This window comes from Streptomyces sp. NPDC058674 (assembly GCF_042716505.1).
Taxonomy (GTDB): Bacteria; Actinomycetota; Actinomycetes; order Streptomycetales; family Streptomycetaceae; genus Streptomyces.
Window position 1 is genome coordinate 1 of sequence record NZ_JBHXSC010000070.1, and the last position, 18,386, is coordinate 18,386.

18 protein-coding genes are annotated in these 18,386 nt (G+C 71.9%); 15 read left to right on the forward strand and 3 right to left on the reverse strand.

Annotation, left to right across the window (positions count from 1 at the left end; translation table 11 throughout):
• Nucleotides 1–97 precede the first annotated feature (97 nt).
• Entirely contained in the window at nucleotides 98–1,345 is a 1,248-nt protein-coding gene (locus tag ACFWU6_RS27890; protein WP_383802275.1) for a sensor histidine kinase, read from the reverse strand.
• Between the two features lie 172 nt (nucleotides 1,346–1,517).
• Here ACFWU6_RS27890 and ACFWU6_RS27895 point away from each other — a divergent pair, with 172 nt between their 5' ends.
• Entirely contained in the window at nucleotides 1,518–2,753 is a 1,236-nt protein-coding gene (locus ACFWU6_RS27895) for a serine hydrolase domain-containing protein (RefSeq protein WP_383983682.1), read from the forward strand.
• A gap of 74 nt (nucleotides 2,754–2,827) precedes the next feature.
• Nucleotides 2,828–4,006, forward strand: a complete 1,179-nt coding sequence (locus tag ACFWU6_RS27900) for a serine hydrolase domain-containing protein (RefSeq protein ID WP_383983684.1) — start codon at nucleotides 2,828–2,830, stop codon at nucleotides 4,004–4,006.
• 216 nt (nucleotides 4,007–4,222) lie between these two features.
• On the opposite strand, the gene ACFWU6_RS27905 is transcribed toward ACFWU6_RS27900, so the two are convergent.
• The gene (locus ACFWU6_RS27905) at nucleotides 4,223–4,600 is read right to left on the reverse strand and encodes a hypothetical protein (protein ID WP_383983686.1); all 378 of its coding nucleotides are present in this window, start codon (nucleotides 4,598–4,600) and stop codon (nucleotides 4,223–4,225) included.
• A 313-nt stretch (nucleotides 4,601–4,913) separates the two neighbouring features.
• Between ACFWU6_RS27905 and ACFWU6_RS27910 the strand changes: the two genes are divergently transcribed.
• The gene (locus tag ACFWU6_RS27910) at nucleotides 4,914–5,447 is read left to right on the forward strand and encodes a hypothetical protein (RefSeq protein WP_383802263.1); all 534 of its coding nucleotides are present in this window, start codon (nucleotides 4,914–4,916) and stop codon (nucleotides 5,445–5,447) included.
• 7 nt (nucleotides 5,448–5,454) lie between these two features.
• Here ACFWU6_RS27910 and ACFWU6_RS27915 read toward each other — a convergent pair whose 3' ends face one another.
• The gene (locus ACFWU6_RS27915; protein ID WP_383983688.1) at nucleotides 5,455–6,390 is read right to left on the reverse strand and encodes an erythromycin esterase family protein; all 936 of its coding nucleotides are present in this window, start codon (nucleotides 6,388–6,390) and stop codon (nucleotides 5,455–5,457) included.
• Between the two features lie 424 nt (nucleotides 6,391–6,814).
• Here ACFWU6_RS27915 and ACFWU6_RS27920 point away from each other — a divergent pair, with 424 nt between their 5' ends.
• The 12 genes from ACFWU6_RS27920 to ACFWU6_RS27975 all read left to right on the forward strand — a co-directional run bounded on the left by ACFWU6_RS27920 (nucleotide 6,815) and on the right by ACFWU6_RS27975 (nucleotide 18,359).
• Nucleotides 6,815–7,477 (forward strand): hydrolase, encoded by a 663-nt coding sequence (locus ACFWU6_RS27920; protein ID WP_383802257.1) that lies wholly within the window; start codon nucleotides 6,815–6,817, stop codon nucleotides 7,475–7,477.
• 5 nt (nucleotides 7,478–7,482) lie between these two features.
• Nucleotides 7,483–7,989, forward strand: a complete 507-nt coding sequence (locus ACFWU6_RS27925) for a DoxX family membrane protein (RefSeq protein ID WP_383983690.1) — start codon at nucleotides 7,483–7,485, stop codon at nucleotides 7,987–7,989.
• A 92-nt stretch (nucleotides 7,990–8,081) separates the two neighbouring features.
• The gene (locus ACFWU6_RS27930) at nucleotides 8,082–8,660 is read left to right on the forward strand and encodes a Dps family protein (RefSeq protein ID WP_383983692.1); all 579 of its coding nucleotides are present in this window, start codon (nucleotides 8,082–8,084) and stop codon (nucleotides 8,658–8,660) included.
• Nucleotides 8,660–10,099 carry a dihydrolipoyl dehydrogenase family protein gene (locus ACFWU6_RS27935; protein ID WP_383983694.1) on the forward strand — a complete coding sequence of 480 codons (1,440 nt, stop codon included), beginning with the start codon at nucleotides 8,660–8,662 and terminating at the stop codon, nucleotides 10,097–10,099. Before ACFWU6_RS27930 ends, ACFWU6_RS27935 begins: the two co-directional genes overlap by 1 nt.
• A gap of 222 nt (nucleotides 10,100–10,321) precedes the next feature.
• Nucleotides 10,322–11,275, forward strand: a complete 954-nt coding sequence (locus tag ACFWU6_RS27940; protein ID WP_383983696.1) for an alpha/beta hydrolase — start codon at nucleotides 10,322–10,324, stop codon at nucleotides 11,273–11,275.
• Entirely contained in the window at nucleotides 11,272–13,158 is a 1,887-nt protein-coding gene (locus ACFWU6_RS27945; protein WP_383983698.1) for an amidohydrolase, read from the forward strand. The genes ACFWU6_RS27940 and ACFWU6_RS27945 overlap by 4 nt, the downstream gene beginning before the upstream one ends.
• A 16-nt stretch (nucleotides 13,159–13,174) precedes the next feature.
• Nucleotides 13,175–13,912, forward strand: coding sequence for a GPR1/FUN34/YaaH family transporter (locus ACFWU6_RS27950; protein WP_383802239.1), 738 nt, complete (start codon nucleotides 13,175–13,177; stop codon nucleotides 13,910–13,912).
• Nucleotides 13,913–13,957: 45 nt separating this feature from the next.
• A complete protein-coding gene (locus ACFWU6_RS27955; protein ID WP_266782491.1) occupies nucleotides 13,958–14,272 on the forward strand; it encodes a GNAT family N-acetyltransferase in 315 nt (104 codons plus the stop codon).
• Nucleotides 14,273–14,349: 77 nt separating this feature from the next.
• Nucleotides 14,350–15,075 carry an alpha/beta fold hydrolase gene (locus tag ACFWU6_RS27960; protein WP_383802236.1) on the forward strand — a complete coding sequence of 242 codons (726 nt, stop codon included), beginning with the start codon at nucleotides 14,350–14,352 and terminating at the stop codon, nucleotides 15,073–15,075.
• A 103-nt stretch (nucleotides 15,076–15,178) separates the two neighbouring features.
• Entirely contained in the window at nucleotides 15,179–16,510 is a 1,332-nt protein-coding gene (locus ACFWU6_RS27965) for an ABC transporter substrate-binding protein (RefSeq protein ID WP_383802233.1), read from the forward strand.
• Nucleotides 16,510–17,475 (forward strand): carbohydrate ABC transporter permease, encoded by a 966-nt coding sequence (locus tag ACFWU6_RS27970; protein WP_383802231.1) that lies wholly within the window; start codon nucleotides 16,510–16,512, stop codon nucleotides 17,473–17,475. The genes ACFWU6_RS27965 and ACFWU6_RS27970 overlap by 1 nt, the downstream gene beginning before the upstream one ends.
• Nucleotides 17,472–18,359: a carbohydrate ABC transporter permease gene (locus tag ACFWU6_RS27975; RefSeq protein ID WP_383802228.1), complete on the forward strand. Its 888-nt coding sequence runs from the start codon at nucleotides 17,472–17,474 to the stop codon at nucleotides 18,357–18,359. The genes ACFWU6_RS27970 and ACFWU6_RS27975 overlap by 4 nt, the downstream gene beginning before the upstream one ends.
• Nucleotides 18,360–18,386 lie beyond the last annotated feature (27 nt).

Below are 18,386 nucleotides of genomic sequence, written 5' to 3' on the forward strand. Positions count from 1 at the left end.
CTCCCGGTGACGGCGGCCCCGGGCACGGCGTGCCGGGCCGTGCCGCCGCCCGCGGCGGACCCGCTCAGGCCGACGCCCGCACCGGCAGCCGATCCGCTCACGCCGACGCCCGCACCGGCAGCCGTACGGCCAGCCTCCAGTGCTCTGTCCCGTCCGGGCCGGCCTCGAACCCGCCGTGCAACAGCCTCACGCGCTCGGCCAGTCCGGACAGGCCGTGGCCGGAGGTCGGAAAGGCACCCGGACCCGGGCCCGGGCCCGTCCGCGCCCCCGTCCTGTTGACCACCGTGAGGTCCAGGCCGTCCGGCCCGGCCGCCACCCGGACCCCGATCGGGCCGCCCGCCCCGTGGCGCAGCGCGTTCGTCAGCCCCTCCTGGAGTATCCGGTACGCCGCCCGGGACAGCGTCCCCTGCACCTGCGCGAGGTCGCCGGTCAGTTCCGGTTCGACCACCGCCCCCGCGTGCCTCAGGCGGTCCAGCAGCTCGGGGAGGTCGGCCAGGGTCCGGGTCGGCGCCGTCCCCGACTGTTCCTCGCGCAGCACTCCGAGGACGTAGTCCAGGTCCTCCAGCGCGGCCCGCGTCGACTCCTCGATGCTGCGCATGGCGGCCCGCGCCGCCACCGGGTCGGCGGAGAGCATCTCGCCCGCCACCGCCGCCTGGATGGTGGCCGCCGTCAGCGTGTGCCCGATCGAGTCGTGCAACTCGTGGGCGATGCGGTTGCGTTCGGCCAGCAGCAACTCCCGCTCGGCGGCCAGCGCGAGCCGTTCGGCCGCCGACGGCCCCAACAGCCGCGGCGCCGCCCACCGCAGGGCCTTCGTCACCAGGACGCAGACGCCCACCGCCAGCAGGACGCACACGGCCCCCACCACCCAGCTCCACCCGCCCGTCACCCGGACCGACGTGCCGAACAGGCTCGCCCGCGCCTCGCCGCCGAGCCAGTTCCCGGGCAGGGACAGGCCCATGATGAACAGCACCCCGCTCGCCAGTGCCCCCGTCCACCCGACGGCCACGTGCAGAACCAGCCAGAGCGGGGTCCGCCAGCGGTCGAGGCCGGACGCACCGGACCTGCGGCGACCGGCCAGCGGAGTGGGCAGCGGTACCCGCAACAGCCGCCGGGCGGACGCGACCAGCGCCCTCCGCACGGGGCGCGCCAGGCCGGCCGCGGCGACCAGTACCGCCCAGAGCGGCAGCACCAGAAGGATCTGCACGCCTTCGGGCGCCGATCTCCACGCCAGCGCCGGCAACAGGGCGAGAGGCAGCAGCGGAAGGCTCGCCAGCGCTCCGCAGTAGGCGAACAGCACACCCGAGTACGTGGAGCCGCGCAGCAGCGGCCGGATTCCCCTGATCATGGTCGCCAGTATCGTCGGGCAGCCGGCCGGCAGCCTCCCCCGATCGGGGGAGTGACGTCTCCCGCCTTCCCGCGATGCGGCCGAGCGGCCCCGGAGGCCAGGATCGTGCCCCGACACCACATTCCCCGACACCACATGCCCCGACACCGCACGATCCGCCAGGAGTTGATCCATGCATCCGCAGAACCGGCAGGGCTTCCCCCGTACCTCGACACGACAGCAGGGCGGTGGGCGCCGACGAGCCGTGTCGGCCGCAGCCGCGGCCGCGCTGGCCATCGGCGCCATGACGCTGGGCCCCCTCACCCCGCTCGCCGCCTCCGCTCCCGCCACCTCCGCCACCTCCGCCTCCGCCCCCTCGGCACCCTCCGCTTCCGCCGCCGCCAAGCCGGACGCCGTCCAGCAAGCCCTGAACCGCCTGGTGCGCGACGACGGGATGCCCGCCGCGCTGGCGAGCGTCCAGGACCGGGACGGCCGCACCCGCACGTACACCGCGGGAACCGGTGACCTGGCCACCGGCGCGGCGGTGCCCAGGGACGGCCGGATACGGATCGGCAGCAACACCAAGGCGTTCACCGCCACCGTGGTCCTGCAACTGGTCGGCGAGGGAAAGGTCGGCCTCGACGCGACCGTCGACACCTACCTGCCCGGCCTCGTCCGCGGGGAGGGCATCGACGGCCGGCGCATCACCGTCCGCCATCTCCTCCAACACACCAGCGGACTGCCCGAGTACGGCATCCACGTCGACGACGACGAGATCAGGAACCGGTACTTCGAGCCCCGCGAGCTGCTCGACATCGCCCTCCAGCACAAGGCCGACGGGGACCCCGGGGAGAAGTGGGGGTACAGCAACACCAACTACGTGCTGGCCGGACTGATCGTCCAGAAGGTCACCGGCCGCCCCCTCGCGGAGGAGATGGACCGGCGCATCATCAAGCGCATCGGGCTGCGCCACACCTACTTCCCCGCACCCGGAGAGATGACCATCCGGGCGCCGCACCCGCGGGGGTACCACCGCAACCCGGCCGACGGACCACTGCGCGACTTCACGGAGATGGACCCCTCGATGGGCTGGGCCGCGGGCCAGCTGATCTCCACCAACTCCGACCTCAACCGCTTCTTCACCGCACTCCTGGCCGGACGTCTCCTCCCGGCGGCCCAACTCGCCGAGATGCGCACGACCGTTCCGGCCGGGACCTCCGGCCTCCGCTACGGCCTGGGGCTCACCAGCAGGCCGCTGTCGTGCGGCGGTGTCTCCTGGGGCCACGGCGGCGACATCGCGGGGTACGAGACCCGGGGCGGCGTCACCGACGACGGCCGCGCCGCGGCCGTCGCGGTCACCGCCATTCCCACGGACGAGGCGGTTGTGCAGCACGTGAAGGACGCCGTGGACAGGGCCCTGTGCGGATGACCAGGACGCCCGGCGATCACGCCGACCACCCGGTGGCCCGACCTGAGATCCCACGACCGAACAGGAGCCGACGCATGCGCGGACCATCACACCGAGGGCCGAGTCCGACGGTCCGGCCGCAGGGCGCGCGGCGCCCCCGGGCCCTGCGCGCCGCGACCGCGGTGGCCCTCGGCCTCCTCACCCTGGGTACCCTCGCGCCGCCCGCGGCCTCTGCTTCCGCCGCCGTCAGGCCGGACTCCGTCCAGCAGGCCCTGGACGCGCTGGTGCGCGACGACGGGACGCCCGCTGCGCTGGCGAGCGTCCAGGACCGCAACGGCCGCACCCGCACCGCCACCGCGGGACTCGGCGACCTGGGCACGGGCGCCCCGGTGCCCGTCGACGGGCAGGTGCGGATCGGCAGCAACACCAAGACCTTCGTCGCGGTCGTCGTCCTCCAGCTCGTCGCCGAGCGGAGGATGGACCTGGACGCCACCGTCGACACCCACCTGCCCGGCCTCGTCCGCGGGGAGGGCATCGACGGGCGGCGCATCACCGTCCGCCAGCTCCTCCAGCACACCAGCGGACTCCCCGACTACAGCGACCACCTCGGCGACGACGCCCGCCCCTACACCCCCCGCGAACTGCTCGCCACGGCCCTGCGCCACCCGGCCGACTTCACCCCCGGGAAGAGGTGGAAGTACAGCAACACCAACTACGTACTGGCCGGCCTGATCGTCCAGAAGGTCACCGGCCGACCCCTCGCCGAGGAGATCGACCGGCGCATCATCAAGCGCATCGGGCTGCGCCACACCTACTTTCCCGCCCCCGGAGAAGTGACCATCCGGGCGCCGCACCCCCGGGGCTACCACCGCGACCAGGGGGACGGACCCTTGCGCGACATCACGGACATCGACCCGTCCTGGAGCTGGGCAGCAGGCCAGATGGTGTCCACCGGCTCCGACCTGAACCGCTTCTTCAGCGCCCTCCTGGCCGGCCGCCTCCTGCCGCCGGCCCAACTCGCGCAGATGCGCTCCACGGTCCCCGCCGAAGCGACCTTCGGCCCCGGCTCCCGCTACGGACTCGGACTCGTCAGCCGCCCGCTGCCGTGCGGCGGCCTCTCCTGGGGCCACGGCGGCAGCTTCCCCGGGTACGAAACCCGCGGCGGCGCCACGGACGACGGCCGCGCCGCCACCATCGCGGTCACCCTCCAACTCCCCGACGGACCGGCCCGGATGAACCTCGACCGCGCCGTGACCACTGCCCTGTGCCACTGAACCCCCCGCCGGGGCCCCACGAGACCACCCGATGGACCCGACACCAGGGTGGAGGCAACAGCTCACGCCGGGTGGCCGGTGAACGGCTTGCGCTGGTCACCGGGGCGGGGCCCGGCTCGGTGGTTCCCGCCTGACGACCAGGAGACCGCCCGACCGAGTCGGCAGACTCGAACACACGATCACCAAGATCGGTGGGGCAACCGCCAGTCAGCGCACTCAGCGCACGAAGTACGTTACCGTGCCGTGGTTGTCGGGAGAGGTCAGGCCCCAGAGGATCAGCCCCACGACGATCGCCAGCAGGATCAGCCCCGGCACGTTCTCGGACCCCCAACTGACGGGCTGCCGAACCGGTGGGACGGGTGTGGCGTCGTCGCGTGCAGCGTCGGAGTCAGCGCGCTGCCAGGGCGCGACCTCGGCCTCACCCCGGGCGATCCGCGCGGCCACGTGGCGCACGTCGGCCGGGTGGTACGTCGGCTCGCGGGTCAGGTCCGGGGAGGGCGCGGCAGAGGTACGTACGCTGTTGGCCCGCGCCACGGCCCTGATGCTGCACGGCCTGATCTGCGGCCAGATCTCCCGGACTTCGGCCTTCGTCAACCAGCCGTCCCCGTCCTCAAGGTCCTGCTCGCCCGCTGCCCCCATTCGAGTCCGCCCCCTCGCTCGCCGATCACCCCTGGCTTGATACCCAGAGCTTGATACCCAGACCGCCGAAAGATCACCCGGCCGGGCGGTCACACTCGAACTCACGCCCACCGCGATCGGTGGAGAAACGGCTTCTCACTGACAGCGCGCGGCGGCGAACGTCTGTCGGCTACAACCAGTCGCGCTTCTCGCAAAGGGACCGGCCCTCCGCGTCCGGACGAGACTGAGGCAAGATGATCACCAGTGTGAACAGGAGGCAAGGGTCCCGATGAATCCGTACGCGTACGTGCCCGCCGACGATCCGCTCTTCGGCGCGGTCCGGATCGCACTCGACCACGAGGCCGGGACGCTGGGCGTGAGCGGGGACGGTCTGCCACCGGTCGAGATCCGGCGGGCCCCGCACACCGTGCCGGAGAGCCATGTGCCGATCGGGACGCGCGACCCCGAGCACCTCACTCTGCTCGTCGACGGTGCAGAGGAGACCCTGCGGCCGTCCAAGGGATTCCTGACCCGGCGCTCGTACCGGGTCGAGGTCGTCTCAGGGGCGCGGGAGTGCAGCTATCTGCTGGTTCCGGACTCCCTCGGCACCAGCCGGCTGCTGCGGGACGAGCGGCTGCTCGGCGTCTTCACATCGAGCGGCGACGGGCGCGTGTCGGCCGACTGGGAGGCGGCGGGCGAGTCCGAACGTGCCAGGGACCCGTACGACACGTCCGTGGGGTACGGGCTCGCCGCGGCATTCGGCACCGGTGCCGAACCGATGTGGCAGCTCACTCTGAACGCCGCGCTCGACCTGTGGCCGTAAGAGAACCTCAGTCGTCCGCCGGGGGCAGCAGGTGGGAGCAGGTCGAGCGTGCTACGAACGCGATGCCGTCATAGTCCTCGGCCGGGACGAGCGGGGCGGTATTCAAGCGGTAGCGGAACCGTTGGACGTTGGCGCCGAAGCTGCGCTGCGCGTGCGGGGCGTGCAGCCAGGGCGCGGCGTCGGCGGGGGAACCCGCGGCGCGGAAGTCCGCGTAGTAGTCGCCGGGTACGGCGTGCGTGAGTCTGGCCTCCAGGGAGCGGAGGCCGGTGCCGATGCGGTGGCGGGCCGGCGGGCGCTGGAGGTCGTTGCCGCGCCGGGCCAGGAAGGAGCCCTTGCCGAAGAGGAGGGCCAGCGCGCAGTAGGTGTCGCCGTACCGTTCGCGGAGTCTGCTGCCGAGGGCCGGCACCTGGTCCCCGTACGTGCCCTTCGCGATGTGCCCGTTGTGCGCCCAGACCATGACGCGAGCCTCGGGGTCGTCGTCCACGAGCCGTGCGACGGCCTCGGCCATGTAGCGGTCACGCGCGGCGAGCACGCCGTCCTCGCCGGCCGAGGCTGCGAAGGGCCGGGTCACCAGGTCGGCGGCGCGGACGAGGATCCGCGCGTGTTCCAGAGCCTCGCCGACGTCGTCGCCGGGACCCGGCCGCTCCGCGTGGTCCGCGATGAGACGGGCGATCTCCTCTGCGCGTCGCATCAGGGCCTTGTCCGGGTCCGGAAGCGTGCTCGGGCGGGCCCGGGCCAGTACGTCCAGGGCGTTGACGCGCCCGGCCTGATCGGGCGCAGCCCGGAGCAGATAGGCGGCGACGGCCTCGACCGAGTCGGCGCAGAGCTGGCCCAGCCCGGCGACGAGCCGTTCGGGGGAGCCCGTGCCGTACCGGACGTACGTGTCGAGAGCGCGGGTGGCGGACTGGCTGGCCTCCGTGGCGAGTGGTGAACCCCTCCTCACGGACCAGGAACTGCACGATGCGGTGCTTCAGCCGGAAGGACTCGCCCGTGCCGTGGGCGGATTCCCCCAGACCGACGATCCGTGTCCCCCGCAGTGCCTCGCCCAGGGGTTTCAGGTCCTCCACCGGCGCGCCGGGGGTCAGGGTACTCAACGGGTTGGCGTGCTCGTTCAGCCATCGGGCGATGTCGTCGGGCACCGTCTTGCCTCTCCTCACGGGAGTCTCGGGGCGAGCGTGCCGGCGTCGCGGCCTTGCGCGTTCGCGCCCGTGACACTGCGCGGCTCTGGTCCTTGACCGGTTGTGCGCTGTCGTGCCAACTCCTGGGCGCAGGAGGTCAACTCGGTCGGTCGGGTCGCTCGTAGCTTGAAGAAGTGCCGAGCCGCGGACGCGGCGGGCACGTTGCCGATTGCTTCGAGAGGACCCCTCATGTTTGACATCAACAAGGTGCAGGCCGCCCCGAGCAAGGATCTGCTCACGCCCGACAACGCGGTCATGCTCTTCGTGGACCACCAGCCGCAGATGTTCTTCGGCACCGGGAGCGGCGATCGCGCCGCGATCATCAACAGCACCGTGGGTCTCGCCAAGGCGGCTCAGGCATTCGATGTGCCGGCCGTCCTGACCACGGTCGCCGCCGAGTCGTTCTCCGGACCCCTGCTGCCCCAGCTCGCCGAGGTGTTCCCCCAGCACGAGGCCATCGACCGTACGACCATGAACGCCTGGGAGGACGAGGCGCTCGTGGCGGCGGTCAAGGCGACCGGGCGCAAGAAGATCATCCTGTCGGGCCTGTGGACCGAGGTCTGCCTGGTGCTGCCCGCGCTCTCCGCCCTTGAGCAGGGGTACGAGGTGTACGTGGTCTCCGACGCCTCCGGTGGCGTCAGCCCGGCCGCCCACGAGCACGCGCTGCAGCGGATGATCGCCGCCGGCGCCGTCCCGGTGACCTGGGTGCAGGTGCTCCTGGAGCTGCAGCGCGACTGGGCGCGCCAGGAGTCGTACGGCGCGGTCATGGAGATCGTCAAGGCCCACGCGGGTGCGTACGGCCTGGGCGTCGTGTACGCGCAGAGCGTCATCGGCGCGCACGCCGCCGGCTGACCCCTGTGGACACCGGCATTCTGATCCTGCGTCTGCTGGTGGGACTGCTCGTCGCCGGCCACGGTGTGCAGAAGATCAGTTCGCACCTGGGCGGCACGGGAGTCGAGGGCGGCACGGAGGAGTTCCGCGCGGACGGGTTCCGCGGCGGTGCCCTCACCGCCCTGGCGGCGGGCGGCGGTCAGATCGGATCGGGCCTGCTGCTCGCCGCCGGCCTCCTGACCCCGCTCGCCGCGACCGGCGCCATCGGGGTCATGACGGTCGCGCTCACCGTGAAATGGCGCCACGGGCTCTGGGTGCAGAACGACGGATACGAGTACCCGCTCGTCCTCATCGGCACCGCCGCCGCCCTCGCCGCCACCGGCCCCGGCGCCTGGTCCCTCGACGCGGCCATCGGCCTCACGCCGTACCCGCCGTGGTGGGCGGCCCTCGCGCTCGTGGCCGGTCTCGGCAGCGGGCTCCTCACCCGGATCGTCCTGCACCGGCCCCCCGCCCCGGCGATCGCCGACCGCTGAGCGCGAGCCCCACAGACCGGGTCCGGCCGCCCGCGTACCCCCGACCGGGCGGCCGGGCCCTTCCCGCCCTCTCTCCCGAACAGGAGCACCCGATGGACACCCTCACGACTCCGCACGGTGGCGGCCAGCCGCTGCTGCACCAGAAGGGCGCCGAGACCCAGGCGTTCGGCACGCTCAAGCAGTTGCCGATCGGCCTCGGCCACGACACCCGCATGTACGCCTGCCAGCGGCTGAACCGCGTACTTGCCGACACGCAGGTCCTCTACTCCCTCTACAAGAAGCACCACTGGCTCATGCGAGGGGCGACCTTCTACTCGCTCCACCTGATGCTGGACAAGCACGCGGAGGCCCAGCTGGTCATCGTGGACGCGCTGGCCGAGCGGGTCCAGAGCCTCGGCGGCGTCGCCGTCGGGGACCCGCGCCACGTCGCGGAGCTGACCGCGATTCCCCGGCCGCCGGACGGCGTCGAGCCGGTCCCCGTCATGCTGTCGCGGCTCCTCGACGCACACGAGGGGATCCTGATCGACGCCCGGGATGCCGCCGCCCGGCTCTCCGGGGAGGGCGACGAGGGCAGCGCCGACCTGCTTGTCTCCGATGTCATCCGCACCGGCGAGGCGCAGGTGTGGTTCCTGGCCGAGCACCTCGTGGACACCCCTCTGGTGCGCGGCTGATGGAGGACGCGTACGCGGGCACGTACGACGTCGTCGTGGTCGGCGGCGGTCCGGCCGGCGAGGTCGTCGCCGACCGGACCGTCCGGTCGGGGATGACCGCCGTCGTCGTCGAGGCCGAGGCGGTCGGCGGCGAGTGCTCCTACCGTGCCTGCGTGCCGAGCAAGGCCCTGCTGCGACCCGGCGTCGCCCGAGCGGCGGCCCGGTCGGTCGACGGGGCCCGGCAGGCGGTCACGGCGGCACTCGACCCGGCGCGCGTCCTGGCCCGGCGTGACCGTTTCACCGGGCGGGGCGACGACAGCGGCCAGGCCCACTGGCTCGACGGTGCGGGCATCGCGCTCGTACGGGGGCACGGACGGCTCGCCGGTGAGCGCCGGGTGGAGGTGACGGGGGCCGACGGCACGGTCCGTACCCTGCGGGCCCGGCGCGCGGTCGTGGTCTGCACCGGCACGGAGCCCGCCCTTCCGCCAGTGGAGGGGCTCGACCGGATCGGTGTGTGGACCAGCCGGCAGGCCACCACGGCCGACGCGGTGCCCGAGCGGCTCGTCGTCATCGGCGGGGGAGTGGTGGCCTGCGAGATGGCCACCGCGTGGCGCTCGCTCGGCTCCTCCGTCACCCTGCTGGTCCGCGACCAGGCCCTGCTGACCGGCTGGGAGCCGTGCGCCGGCGAAGAGGTCACCCGGGGGCTGAGCGACCTGGGCGTCACGATCCGCTTCGGGGTGTCGGCCGTCCGGGTCGCCCGTGACGCCGACACCCGCACGGTGACCGTGAACACGGACGACGGCACCGCCCTCGTCTGCGACGAGGTCCTCGCCGCCGTCGGCCGGCGCCCGCGCACCGCAGACCTCGGCCTGGACTCCGTCGGACTGCCGGCAGGTGACTGGCTCCCGGTCGACGACACCTGTCTGGTCACCGCGGTCGAGGGCGCATGGCTCTACGCCGTCGGCGACGTGAATCACCGTGCGCCGCTGACCCACATGGCCAAGTACCAGGCCCGCGCCTGCGAGGCGGCGATCGCCGAGCGAGCAGCGGGGCGCCCGGCCGTCACCGGCGCCCGGCAGCCGTGGAGCGCGGAGGCCGACCACATTGCCGTCCCCCAGGCCGTCTTCACCCGTCCTGAGGTCGCGAGCGTCGGTCTCACGGAACGCGCGGCACGCGAAGCGGGTCTCGCGGTACGCACGGTGGAGTACCGCATCGACGATGTCGCCGGCGCCGCGCTCCACGCGGACGACTACCGCGGCCTCGCCAAGCTCGTCGTCGACGAGACCCGGGGAGTCGTCGTCGGCTGCACGCTCACCGGCCCCCTGGCGACCGAACTCATCCACACCGCCACCGTGGCCATCGTGGGCGAGGTCCCCCTGGAGCGCCTGTGGCACGCCGTGCCCGCCTTCCCGACGGTCAGCGAGGTCTGGCTCCGGCTCCTGGAGGCGTACGGCCTCTGAGGCGAGGCCCCGCCCGGCCGCCGCACCCGCTCGGCCCAACCGGCGCACCCTCCCGCCCGACCGGCACACCCACGCCCGCCCGCCGAGCGCACCCGAACGCCTCACCACCCGACAAGGAAACCCGCGGTCGTACCCGCTGCCCCGCGGCGGCACCGACACCGAACTCGTCATCTGAGCCCCCGACCTGCGCCCTCTCGTACATCCCCAGAAGGAGAACCCCTCATGAAGAACCGTCCGATCCTCGAACCCGCCGCCCAGGCCTTCGCCGACGCCACCGCCCAGCCGCCGTACCTCTACCAGATCCCCGTCGCCGAAGGCCGTAAGGCCGTGGACGGTGTCCAGAGCGGTGAGGGCGTCCCCCTGCCCGAGGTCGACGAGGAGTGGATCACCGTCCACGGCGGCCCGACCGGCGACGTCCGCGCCCGGATCGTCCGCCCCCGCGGCGCCACCGGCCCGCTTCCCGTCATCCTCTACATCCACGGAGCGGGCTGGGTCTTCGGCAACGCCCACACCCACGACCGGCTCGTCCGCGAACTCGCCGTCGGCACCCGGGCGGCCGTGGTGTTCCCCGAGTACGACCTCTCGCCCGAGGCGCGCTACCCCGTCGCGATCGAGCAGAACTACAGCGTCGCCCAGTGGGTCGCCCGCGAGGGACACCACAAGGACCTCGACGGCACGCGGATCGCCGTCGCGGGCGACTCGGTCGGCGGCAACATGAGCGCCGCCCTCACCCTCATGGCCAAGCAGCGCGGCGACGTCACGCTCGTCCAGCAGGTCCTCTTCTACCCGGTCACGGACGCGAGCTTCGACACCGACTCGTACCACCAGTTCGGCGAGGGCTACTTCCTGCGCCGCGACGCCATGAAGTGGTTCTGGGACCAGTACATGACCGCCGAGGCCGAGCGCGCCCAGATCACCGCCTCCCCGCTGCGCGCCTCCACCGAGCAGCTCAGCGGCCTGCCGCCGGCCCTGGTCATCACTGCCGAGGCCGACGTCCTGCGCGACGAGGGCGAGGCGTACGCGGCGAAGCTCCGCGCCGCCGGCGTCCCCGTCACCGCCCTGCGCGTCCAGGGCGTCATCCACGACTTCGTCATGCTGAACGCACTGCGCGAGACGCAGGCCGCGGAACTCGCCATCGGTCTCGCCACCGACACCCTGCGCAAGGCCTTCGCATGACCGGGCCGTCGACGAGCATGCCGGTGGCGGGCCTCGTCCCCGCCCCGCGTCGGGAGCACGAGCACGCCGACCTCCTCGTCCGTAACGCGAAGGTCTTCACCGGTGACCCCGACCGGCCCGAGGCCCGCGCCGTCGCGATCCGCGACGGCCGGATCGCGGCCCTCGGTGACGACCACGACCTCGCCCACCGCGTCGGCCCGGGCACCAAGGTCGTCGACGCCCTCGGCCGCAGGATGATCCCCGGTCTCAACGACTCGCACCTGCACGTCATCCGGGGCGGCCTGAACTACGTCCTGGAGCTGCGCTGGGACGGGGTACGCAGCCTGCGCCACGCCCTGGCCATGCTGCGCGAGCAGGCCGGTCGCACCCCCAAGGGACAGTGGATCCGCGTCGTGGGCGGCTGGACCGCCGAACAGTTCGCCGAACGCAGGATGCCGACCGTCGCCGAGCTGAACGCCGCGGCCCCCGACACCCCGGTGTTCGTCCTTCACCTGTACCAGTCGGCGCTGATGAACCGGGCCGCCGTCAAGGCCGCCGGGTTCACCCGGGAAACCCCCGACCCGCGCGGCGGGCAGATCGTCCGGGGCCGGGACGGCGAACCCAACGGTGTCCTCCTCGCCGCCCCGAGCGCCCTCATCCTGTACTCGACCCTGGCCAAGGCGCCGGCCCTGGACGAGGCTGACAAGCGGACGTCGACGCGCCACTTCCTGCGTGAGCTGAACCGCTTCGGACTGACGTCCGCGGTCGACGCCGCCGGCGGGTTCCAGAACTTCCCCGACAACTACGCCACGGTCGTCGACCTCGCCAGGTCGGGGGAGCTGACCCTCCGGATCGCCTATCACCTCTTCCCGCAGACGGCCGGTCAGGAGCTCGCCGACCTGAAGCGGTGGACCGAGATGGTCAAGCCCGGGGACGGGGACGAGTGGCTCCGGCTCAACGGCGCTGGAGAGAACCTGACGTGGGCCGCTGCCGACTTCGAGAACTTCTCCGAACCCCGGCCGGAACTCGCCGCCGGCTACGAGACCGAATTCGAGAGCGCCGTCCGTCTTCTCCTCGAGAACGGCTGGGGCTTCAGGCTCCACGCGACCTACGACGAGACGATCCGCCGCGACCTGGCCGTCTTCGAGAAGCTCGCGGCGGAAGGGCTCTTCCCCGGCGGCAACCGCTGGCTCTTCGACCACGCGGAGACCGTCTCCACCGACAGCCTCGACCGGATCGCCGCCCTCGGTGGCGCCCTCTCCGTCCAGAACCGCATGTCCTTCCAGGGCGCCGCGTTCCTCGACCGCTACGGCGCCGAGGCCGCCGCCCACACCCCGCCGGTCCGGGCCATGCTCGACCGGGGCCTGACCGTCGCCGCCGGAACCGACGCCACCCGCGTCTCCTCCTACAACCCCTGGGTCGCGCTCCACTGGCTGGTCACCGGGCGCACCGTCGGCGGCACGGCCCTCTACCCGGCCGGGAACCTGATCGACCGGGAGACCGCCCTCGGCCTCTACACCCGGGGCGGGGCGCAGCTCACCGGCGAACAGGACGTCAAGGGCGTCCTGCGAGAAGGGTGTTACGGCGACCTCGCGATCCTGTCGGAGGACTACCTCACCGTGCCCGAGGCCGCCATCCCCGACATCGAGTCCGTCCTCACCGTCGTCGGCGGCCGCATCGTCTACGCGACCGCCGAGTACGAGGGCCTCGACGAGGCAGTCCCGCCGGTGAGCCCTGAGTGGAGCCCGGTGGCCCACTTCGGCGGTTACCGGAGCGGTGCGCAACAGGCGGTGGCCGTGGCCGAGGCCGTCGCCGAGTCCGAGCAGCACCGCCGCTGGCGCGTCGCCCGCGGCTCCGTCCCCGACACGACCCCGTCCTTCGTCGACCCCTGCTTCGAGCACTGAAAGAGAGATCCACCCGATGTCCGCAGCCTCCCCCGCCGCCGACAGCGGCGACACCCCGGCGACCTCGCCGGACGCGCCCCCGGGACGCCGTTTCGAACCGGACCTCCGGTCGATGACACGGATCAACCTGCGCCCCATCGCCTCACCCATGCCGCTCGGCTTCTTCACGATAGCCATCGCCTCCGTGATGACGGGCTGCCTCCAGCTCGGGCTGTTCGACGAGGCGGCCCGCGCCGCCGTCGCCTTCACCGTGCTTCCGGCCTTCGTCCTCCAACTCCTGGTGAGTTTCCTGGCCTTCGGCGCCCGTGACGTGATCGCGGCGACGCTGATGGCGGTCTTCGCGGGCAGCTGGCTGCCCTACGCGCTCATCATGCTCAGCGGCGCGGCCGACGGCCTTCAGGTCCTCGGCGTGTTCAACCTGGCGCTCCTCTGCTTCGGGGCCCTGATGACCGCCGTGACCCGGCCCAAGCGCGCGCTGTGGCTCGTCCTCGCGGTCTCCCTCCCTCGCTGGGCGGCCACCGGCCTTTCGGGCATCACCGGCGCCGAATGGCTGACGCGCACGTCCGGTGCCCTCGGCCTCGTGGTGGCGCTGGTCGCGATGTACACGGCGTTCGCCCTGATGCTCGAGGACATGCGCAGCGAGCAGGTCCTGCCCATCGGCCGCAGCGGTCCCGCTCACCTCGCCGTGGAAGGCGACCTGGCCGTCCAGCTCCGCAACCTGGAACGCCAGGCGGGCGTACGCCGCACGCTCTGACCGCGCCCACCCTCCCCTTCACACCACGACCGCACAGGAGCACCCATGGAACCGCAGGTGACGGACCGGCCCCAGAAGTCCCGGTACGAGATCCTCGCCGGCGACGACGGCACCGAGACCGCGGGCTTCGCCGAGTACCACCTCTCGGAGGGCGAGATCGCCTTCATCCACACCGAGATCGACAGCCGGTTCGCCGGCCAGGGCTTGGGCGGTCTCCTTGCCCGGGGAGCGCTCGACGACGCCCGGGCTCGTGGGCTGCGCGTCCTGCCGTACTGCCCCTTCATCCGGGGCTGGATCGGCAAGCATCCCGAGTACACCGACCTGGTGCCCGAAGCGAGGCGCGCCCGCTTCGGCCTGTGAAGCACCACACGAACACCACGCATCCGTCTCCCGCATCCCCAGCCCCATCCCCCCGTCACACACCGAGGAGTTCCCCCATGCCCCGACACGCCCGCCCCACCGTCGTCCTGGTCCACGGCGCCTTCGCCGACGCCTCCAGCTTCGCCCGCGTCATCCCCGAACTGACCGCCGCCGGCATGGAAGTGGTGGCCCCGGCGGTGCCCAACCGCAGCCTCGTTGACGACGCCGCGTACATCGCCTCGTTGATCCGCGCCGTCGAAGGCCCCGTGATTCTGGTCGGGCACTCCTACGGCGGTGCCGTCATCACCCTCGCCGGGACGGAGGACAACGTCCGCGCACTGGTGTACCTCGCGGGATACGCGCTGGAGGAGGGCGAGAGCCTGGGCGAGCTGCAGGGCCGCTTCCCCGACTCCGGTCTCGCCGACGCGCTCGTCTACACCCCGTTCCCGGTGGCCGGCTCCACCGAGACCGGCACCGACGTCTCGGTGGCGGTCGACCGGTTCCCCGCCCTCTTCGCGGCGGACGTCGACCCCGACCTCGCCGCGGTGCTCGCCGTCTCCCAGCGCCCCTTGGCCGCACGCGCCTTCTCGGAGGTGGCGCCTGTCGCGGCGTGGAAGACCAAGCCCTCGTGGGGCCTGGTCGCCTCCTCCGACCGCACGATCAACCCCGATGTGGAGCGCTACGGCTATGAGCGCGCGGGCATGACCACCGTCGAGGTCGACTCCTCCCACCTGGTCATGCTTGCCCAGCCCCAGGCCGTGGCGGAGCTGATCCAGGACGCGGTCCGGTCCACCGCCCACTGATCCGATCGTTCAGGATCGAACGATTAGTCGATATTGTTCGAGCGCTGGTAGCTTCTGATCGCCCCCGAGAACCCTTCGGCGGGCGATCGGAGAAGATGCACCCATGAGGTTCGGCGCGAGGCTCACGCTCGCTGTCATCGCCCTCGCCGCCCTTGCCGCCGCCTGCGGTGTTCCGCAGGACAGTGGTTCACGGTCGCACGCCACTGTGGACTGCGGGCCGTACGCCAGGTACGGCGAGCACCCCGGCACCAAGGTCACCGTCTACGCGGAGAACCGTGACCGGGAGGCCGACCTGTTCGAAGAGACCTGGGCGGACTTCGCGGACTGCACAGGGGTCGACGTCCAGTACGAGGGGGACGGGCAGTTCGAGGCGCAGATCCAGCTCCGGGTCGACGGCGGGAGTGCGCCGGACGTCGCGTTCTTCCCTCAGCCCGGGCTCCTGGAACGCTTTGCGCGGGCGGGGAAGCTCAAGCCCGCGAGCGCCGGGGTCGTGGCCCTCGCGCAGCAGGGCTGGTCGCCGGACTGGAACAGCTACGCGACCGTGAACGGCACCCTCTACGGCACGCCGCTGGTCGCGAACGTGAAGTCGTTCGTCTGGTACTCGCCGAAGTTCTTCCACGACAGGGGACTGAGCGTTCCCCGTACGTGGTCCGAACTGATGGCCGTGACGGAGAAGGTCGCGGCGTCGGGCGTCAAGCCGTGGTGCGCGGGCATCGAGTCCGCCGAGGCGACCGGCTGGCCCGTGACGGACTGGATCGAGGACGTCCTGCTGCGTCAGCAGGGCACGGACCTCTACGACCAGTGGGTCGCCCACAAGATCCCGTTCAACGACCCGCGGGTGATCAAGGCCATGGACACCGTGGGGTCCATCCTCAAGAACGACCGGTATGCCAACGGCGCTTTCGGTCCGCCCCGGTCGATGGCGTCGATCTCCTTCCAGGAGGCCGGCACACCGATTCTCTCCGGCGACTGCGCGATGCACCGCCAGGCCTCGTTCTATGCCGACATGTGGCCGAAGGGCACCGAGATCGGACCGGACAAGGACGTCTACGCCTTCCTCCTCCCGGGGGCCGACCCGGCCAACCGCCCCGTACTGGGCGGTGGAGTGTTCACCGCGGCGTTCGCCGACCGTCCCGAAGTGCGGGCCTATCAGGAGTATCTGGCCTCCGCTGACTTCGCGAACGCGCGTATGAAGAAGGGCCCGTTCGTCTCGGCGAACAAGGGCGTGGATCCGGCGAATGCCGCCACCCCGGTCGACAGGCTCTCGATCCAGCTGCTCCAGGATCCCAGGACACAGTTCAGGTTCGACGGTTCGGACCTGATGCCCGCTTCGGTCGGCGCCGGGACGTTCTGGAAGGGCTCAGTCGACTGGATCGGCGGCGCGAGCACCCGGCAGGTCGCCGACTCCATCGAACGGTCCTGGCCGAGCCACTGATGTCGTTCGACGTCGTCGCCCAGCAGCCCAAGCTGCTGTACCTGCTCCAGGGCGTCGCCGCCTTCGCGGCGGTGGCCTCCCTGATTCTGCTGGCGCTGCACCGGGGGCCGGTTCGGAGGAGGGCCGCGGCCCTCCTCCTGCTGGCCCCCGCGCTGCTGCTGCTCACGGTGGGTCTCCTCCTGCCCGGTCTGCGCACCCTGGTCCTGTCGTTCACCGACAGCGGGGGAGACGCGTGGGCCGGCTTCGACAACTACGTGTGGATGGTCACCGACCCTCGAGCGATGGTGGTGCTGCGCAACACCCTGGCGTGGGTGGTGCTCGTGCCGTTGCTGGCAGCCTCGGTCGGTCTGCTCTACGCGGCGGCCGTCGTACGGTCGCGGTTCAGAGCGTTCGCGCTGTCCCTCGTCCTGATGCCGATGGCGATCTCCTTCGTCGGCGCGGGTGTCGTCTGGAAGTTCGTCTACGCCTACCGTCCCGCGGAGGCCGGGCAGATCGGGCTGCTGAACCAGCTCGTCGTCGCGTTCGGCGGCGAACCGAGGCAATGGCTCGTGGACTCTCCCTGGAACGTCCTGTTCCTCATCGTGGTGATGGTGTGGACACAGGCGGGCTTCGCGGCCGTCCTGCTGGCCGGCGCGATCAGGGCCGTTCCCGGAGAGCTGACCGAGGCGGCCCGACTCGACGGCGCGTCCTCCAGGCAGATCTTCTGGCGGATCACCATGCCGTCGATCAGGCCCACTCTGCTCGTCGTGGTCCTCGCCCAGGCGATCGGCACCTTCAAGGCCTTCGACATCGTCAAGACCATGACCGGCGGACAGTTCGACACGGGCGTCATCGCCCACGAGATGTACGACCAGGCCTTCCGCTACGGCGAGACAGGCCGCGGCGCCGCTCTCGCCGTGCTCCTCTTCGTCCTCGTCACCCCCTTCGTCGCCCACCAGGTCCGGGCACAGCGGAGGACAGTGTGAACGGCGTCCGGGAGCGTCTGGCCTCCCGCGCCTTCACGTCGATCGCCGTAGTGATCGCGGTCCTCTGGACGACACCGACCCTCGGTCTGCTGCTTTCCTCGTTCCGTCCCGAGGAGGAGATCAAGACGACGGGCTGGTGGACCGTGTTCGGTACACCGCATCTCACGCTCGACAATTACGGCGAGGTGCTGTCCGGCGGCGGGAACGGGTCGGGGCGGCTCGCGGAGTACTTCGTCAATTCCGTCGTCATCGCCCTTCCCTCGGTGCTGTTCCCGCTCGTACTGGCGTTCTTCGCGGCGTACGCCCTGGCGTGGATCGACTTCAGGGGGCGGGACGCGCTCGTCGTCGGCATCTTCGCGCTCCAGGTCGTGCCGCTCCAGATGGCGCTCGTCCCCCTTCTGAAGCTGTTCTCCCAGGGCTGGCTGTTCCTGCCCGCGTGGGACCTCACCGGTCCCGCGCGTTTCGGCCAGGTCTGGTTCGCCCACACGGTCTTCGCGCTGCCGTTCGCGGTGTTCCTCCTGCACAACTTCCTGGCCGGGCTGCCCCGGGGCCTGATCGAGGCCGCCCGCGTCGACGGCGCGTCGCACGGGACGCTGCTCCTCCGGATCGTGCTGCCCCTGGCTCGCCCGGCCCTGGTCTCCTTCGCCATCATCCAGTTCATCTGGGTGTGGAACGACCTCCTCGTGGCACTGACGCTGTCGGGCGGGACGGCCGAGACCGCGCCGATGACGGTCAGACTGGCGAGCCTGGCCGGGACGTACGGCAACGAGTGGCAGCGGCTCACCGCAGGAGCCTTCGTGGCGGCGTTCGTCCCGCTGCTCGTCTTCTTCTGCCTCCGGCGGCACTTCGCACGGGGACTGCTCGCCGGATCGGTCAAGGGATGAGCCCCGACCGGCCCGAGGGAGAAGGCA

What these genes read in the sequence shown, in the direction of transcription:
- ACFWU6_RS27890 (WP_383802275.1), bottom strand. Translation starts at nt 1,345, where the DNA reads ATGATCAGGGGAATCCGGCCGCTGCTGCGCGGCTCCACGTACTCGGGT.
- ACFWU6_RS27895 (WP_383983682.1), top strand. Translation starts at nt 1,518, where the DNA reads ATGCATCCGCAGAACCGGCAGGGCTTCCCCCGTACCTCGACACGACAG.
- ACFWU6_RS27900 (WP_383983684.1), top strand. Translation starts at nt 2,828, where the DNA reads ATGCGCGGACCATCACACCGAGGGCCGAGTCCGACGGTCCGGCCGCAG.
- ACFWU6_RS27910 (WP_383802263.1), top strand. Translation starts at nt 4,914, where the DNA reads ATGAATCCGTACGCGTACGTGCCCGCCGACGATCCGCTCTTCGGCGCG.
- ACFWU6_RS27920 (WP_383802257.1), top strand. Translation starts at nt 6,815, where the DNA reads ATGTTTGACATCAACAAGGTGCAGGCCGCCCCGAGCAAGGATCTGCTC.
- ACFWU6_RS27930 (WP_383983692.1), top strand. Translation starts at nt 8,082, where the DNA reads ATGGACACCCTCACGACTCCGCACGGTGGCGGCCAGCCGCTGCTGCAC.
- ACFWU6_RS27935 (WP_383983694.1), top strand. Translation starts at nt 8,660, where the DNA reads ATGGAGGACGCGTACGCGGGCACGTACGACGTCGTCGTGGTCGGCGGC.
- ACFWU6_RS27940 (WP_383983696.1), top strand. Translation starts at nt 10,322, where the DNA reads ATGAAGAACCGTCCGATCCTCGAACCCGCCGCCCAGGCCTTCGCCGAC.
- ACFWU6_RS27945 (WP_383983698.1), top strand. Translation starts at nt 11,272, where the DNA reads ATGACCGGGCCGTCGACGAGCATGCCGGTGGCGGGCCTCGTCCCCGCC.
- ACFWU6_RS27950 (WP_383802239.1), top strand. Translation starts at nt 13,175, where the DNA reads ATGTCCGCAGCCTCCCCCGCCGCCGACAGCGGCGACACCCCGGCGACC.
- ACFWU6_RS27955 (WP_266782491.1), top strand. Translation starts at nt 13,958, where the DNA reads ATGGAACCGCAGGTGACGGACCGGCCCCAGAAGTCCCGGTACGAGATC.
- ACFWU6_RS27960 (WP_383802236.1), top strand. Translation starts at nt 14,350, where the DNA reads ATGCCCCGACACGCCCGCCCCACCGTCGTCCTGGTCCACGGCGCCTTC.
- ACFWU6_RS27965 (WP_383802233.1), top strand. Translation starts at nt 15,179, where the DNA reads ATGAGGTTCGGCGCGAGGCTCACGCTCGCTGTCATCGCCCTCGCCGCC.
- ACFWU6_RS27970 (WP_383802231.1), top strand. Translation starts at nt 16,510, where the DNA reads ATGTCGTTCGACGTCGTCGCCCAGCAGCCCAAGCTGCTGTACCTGCTC.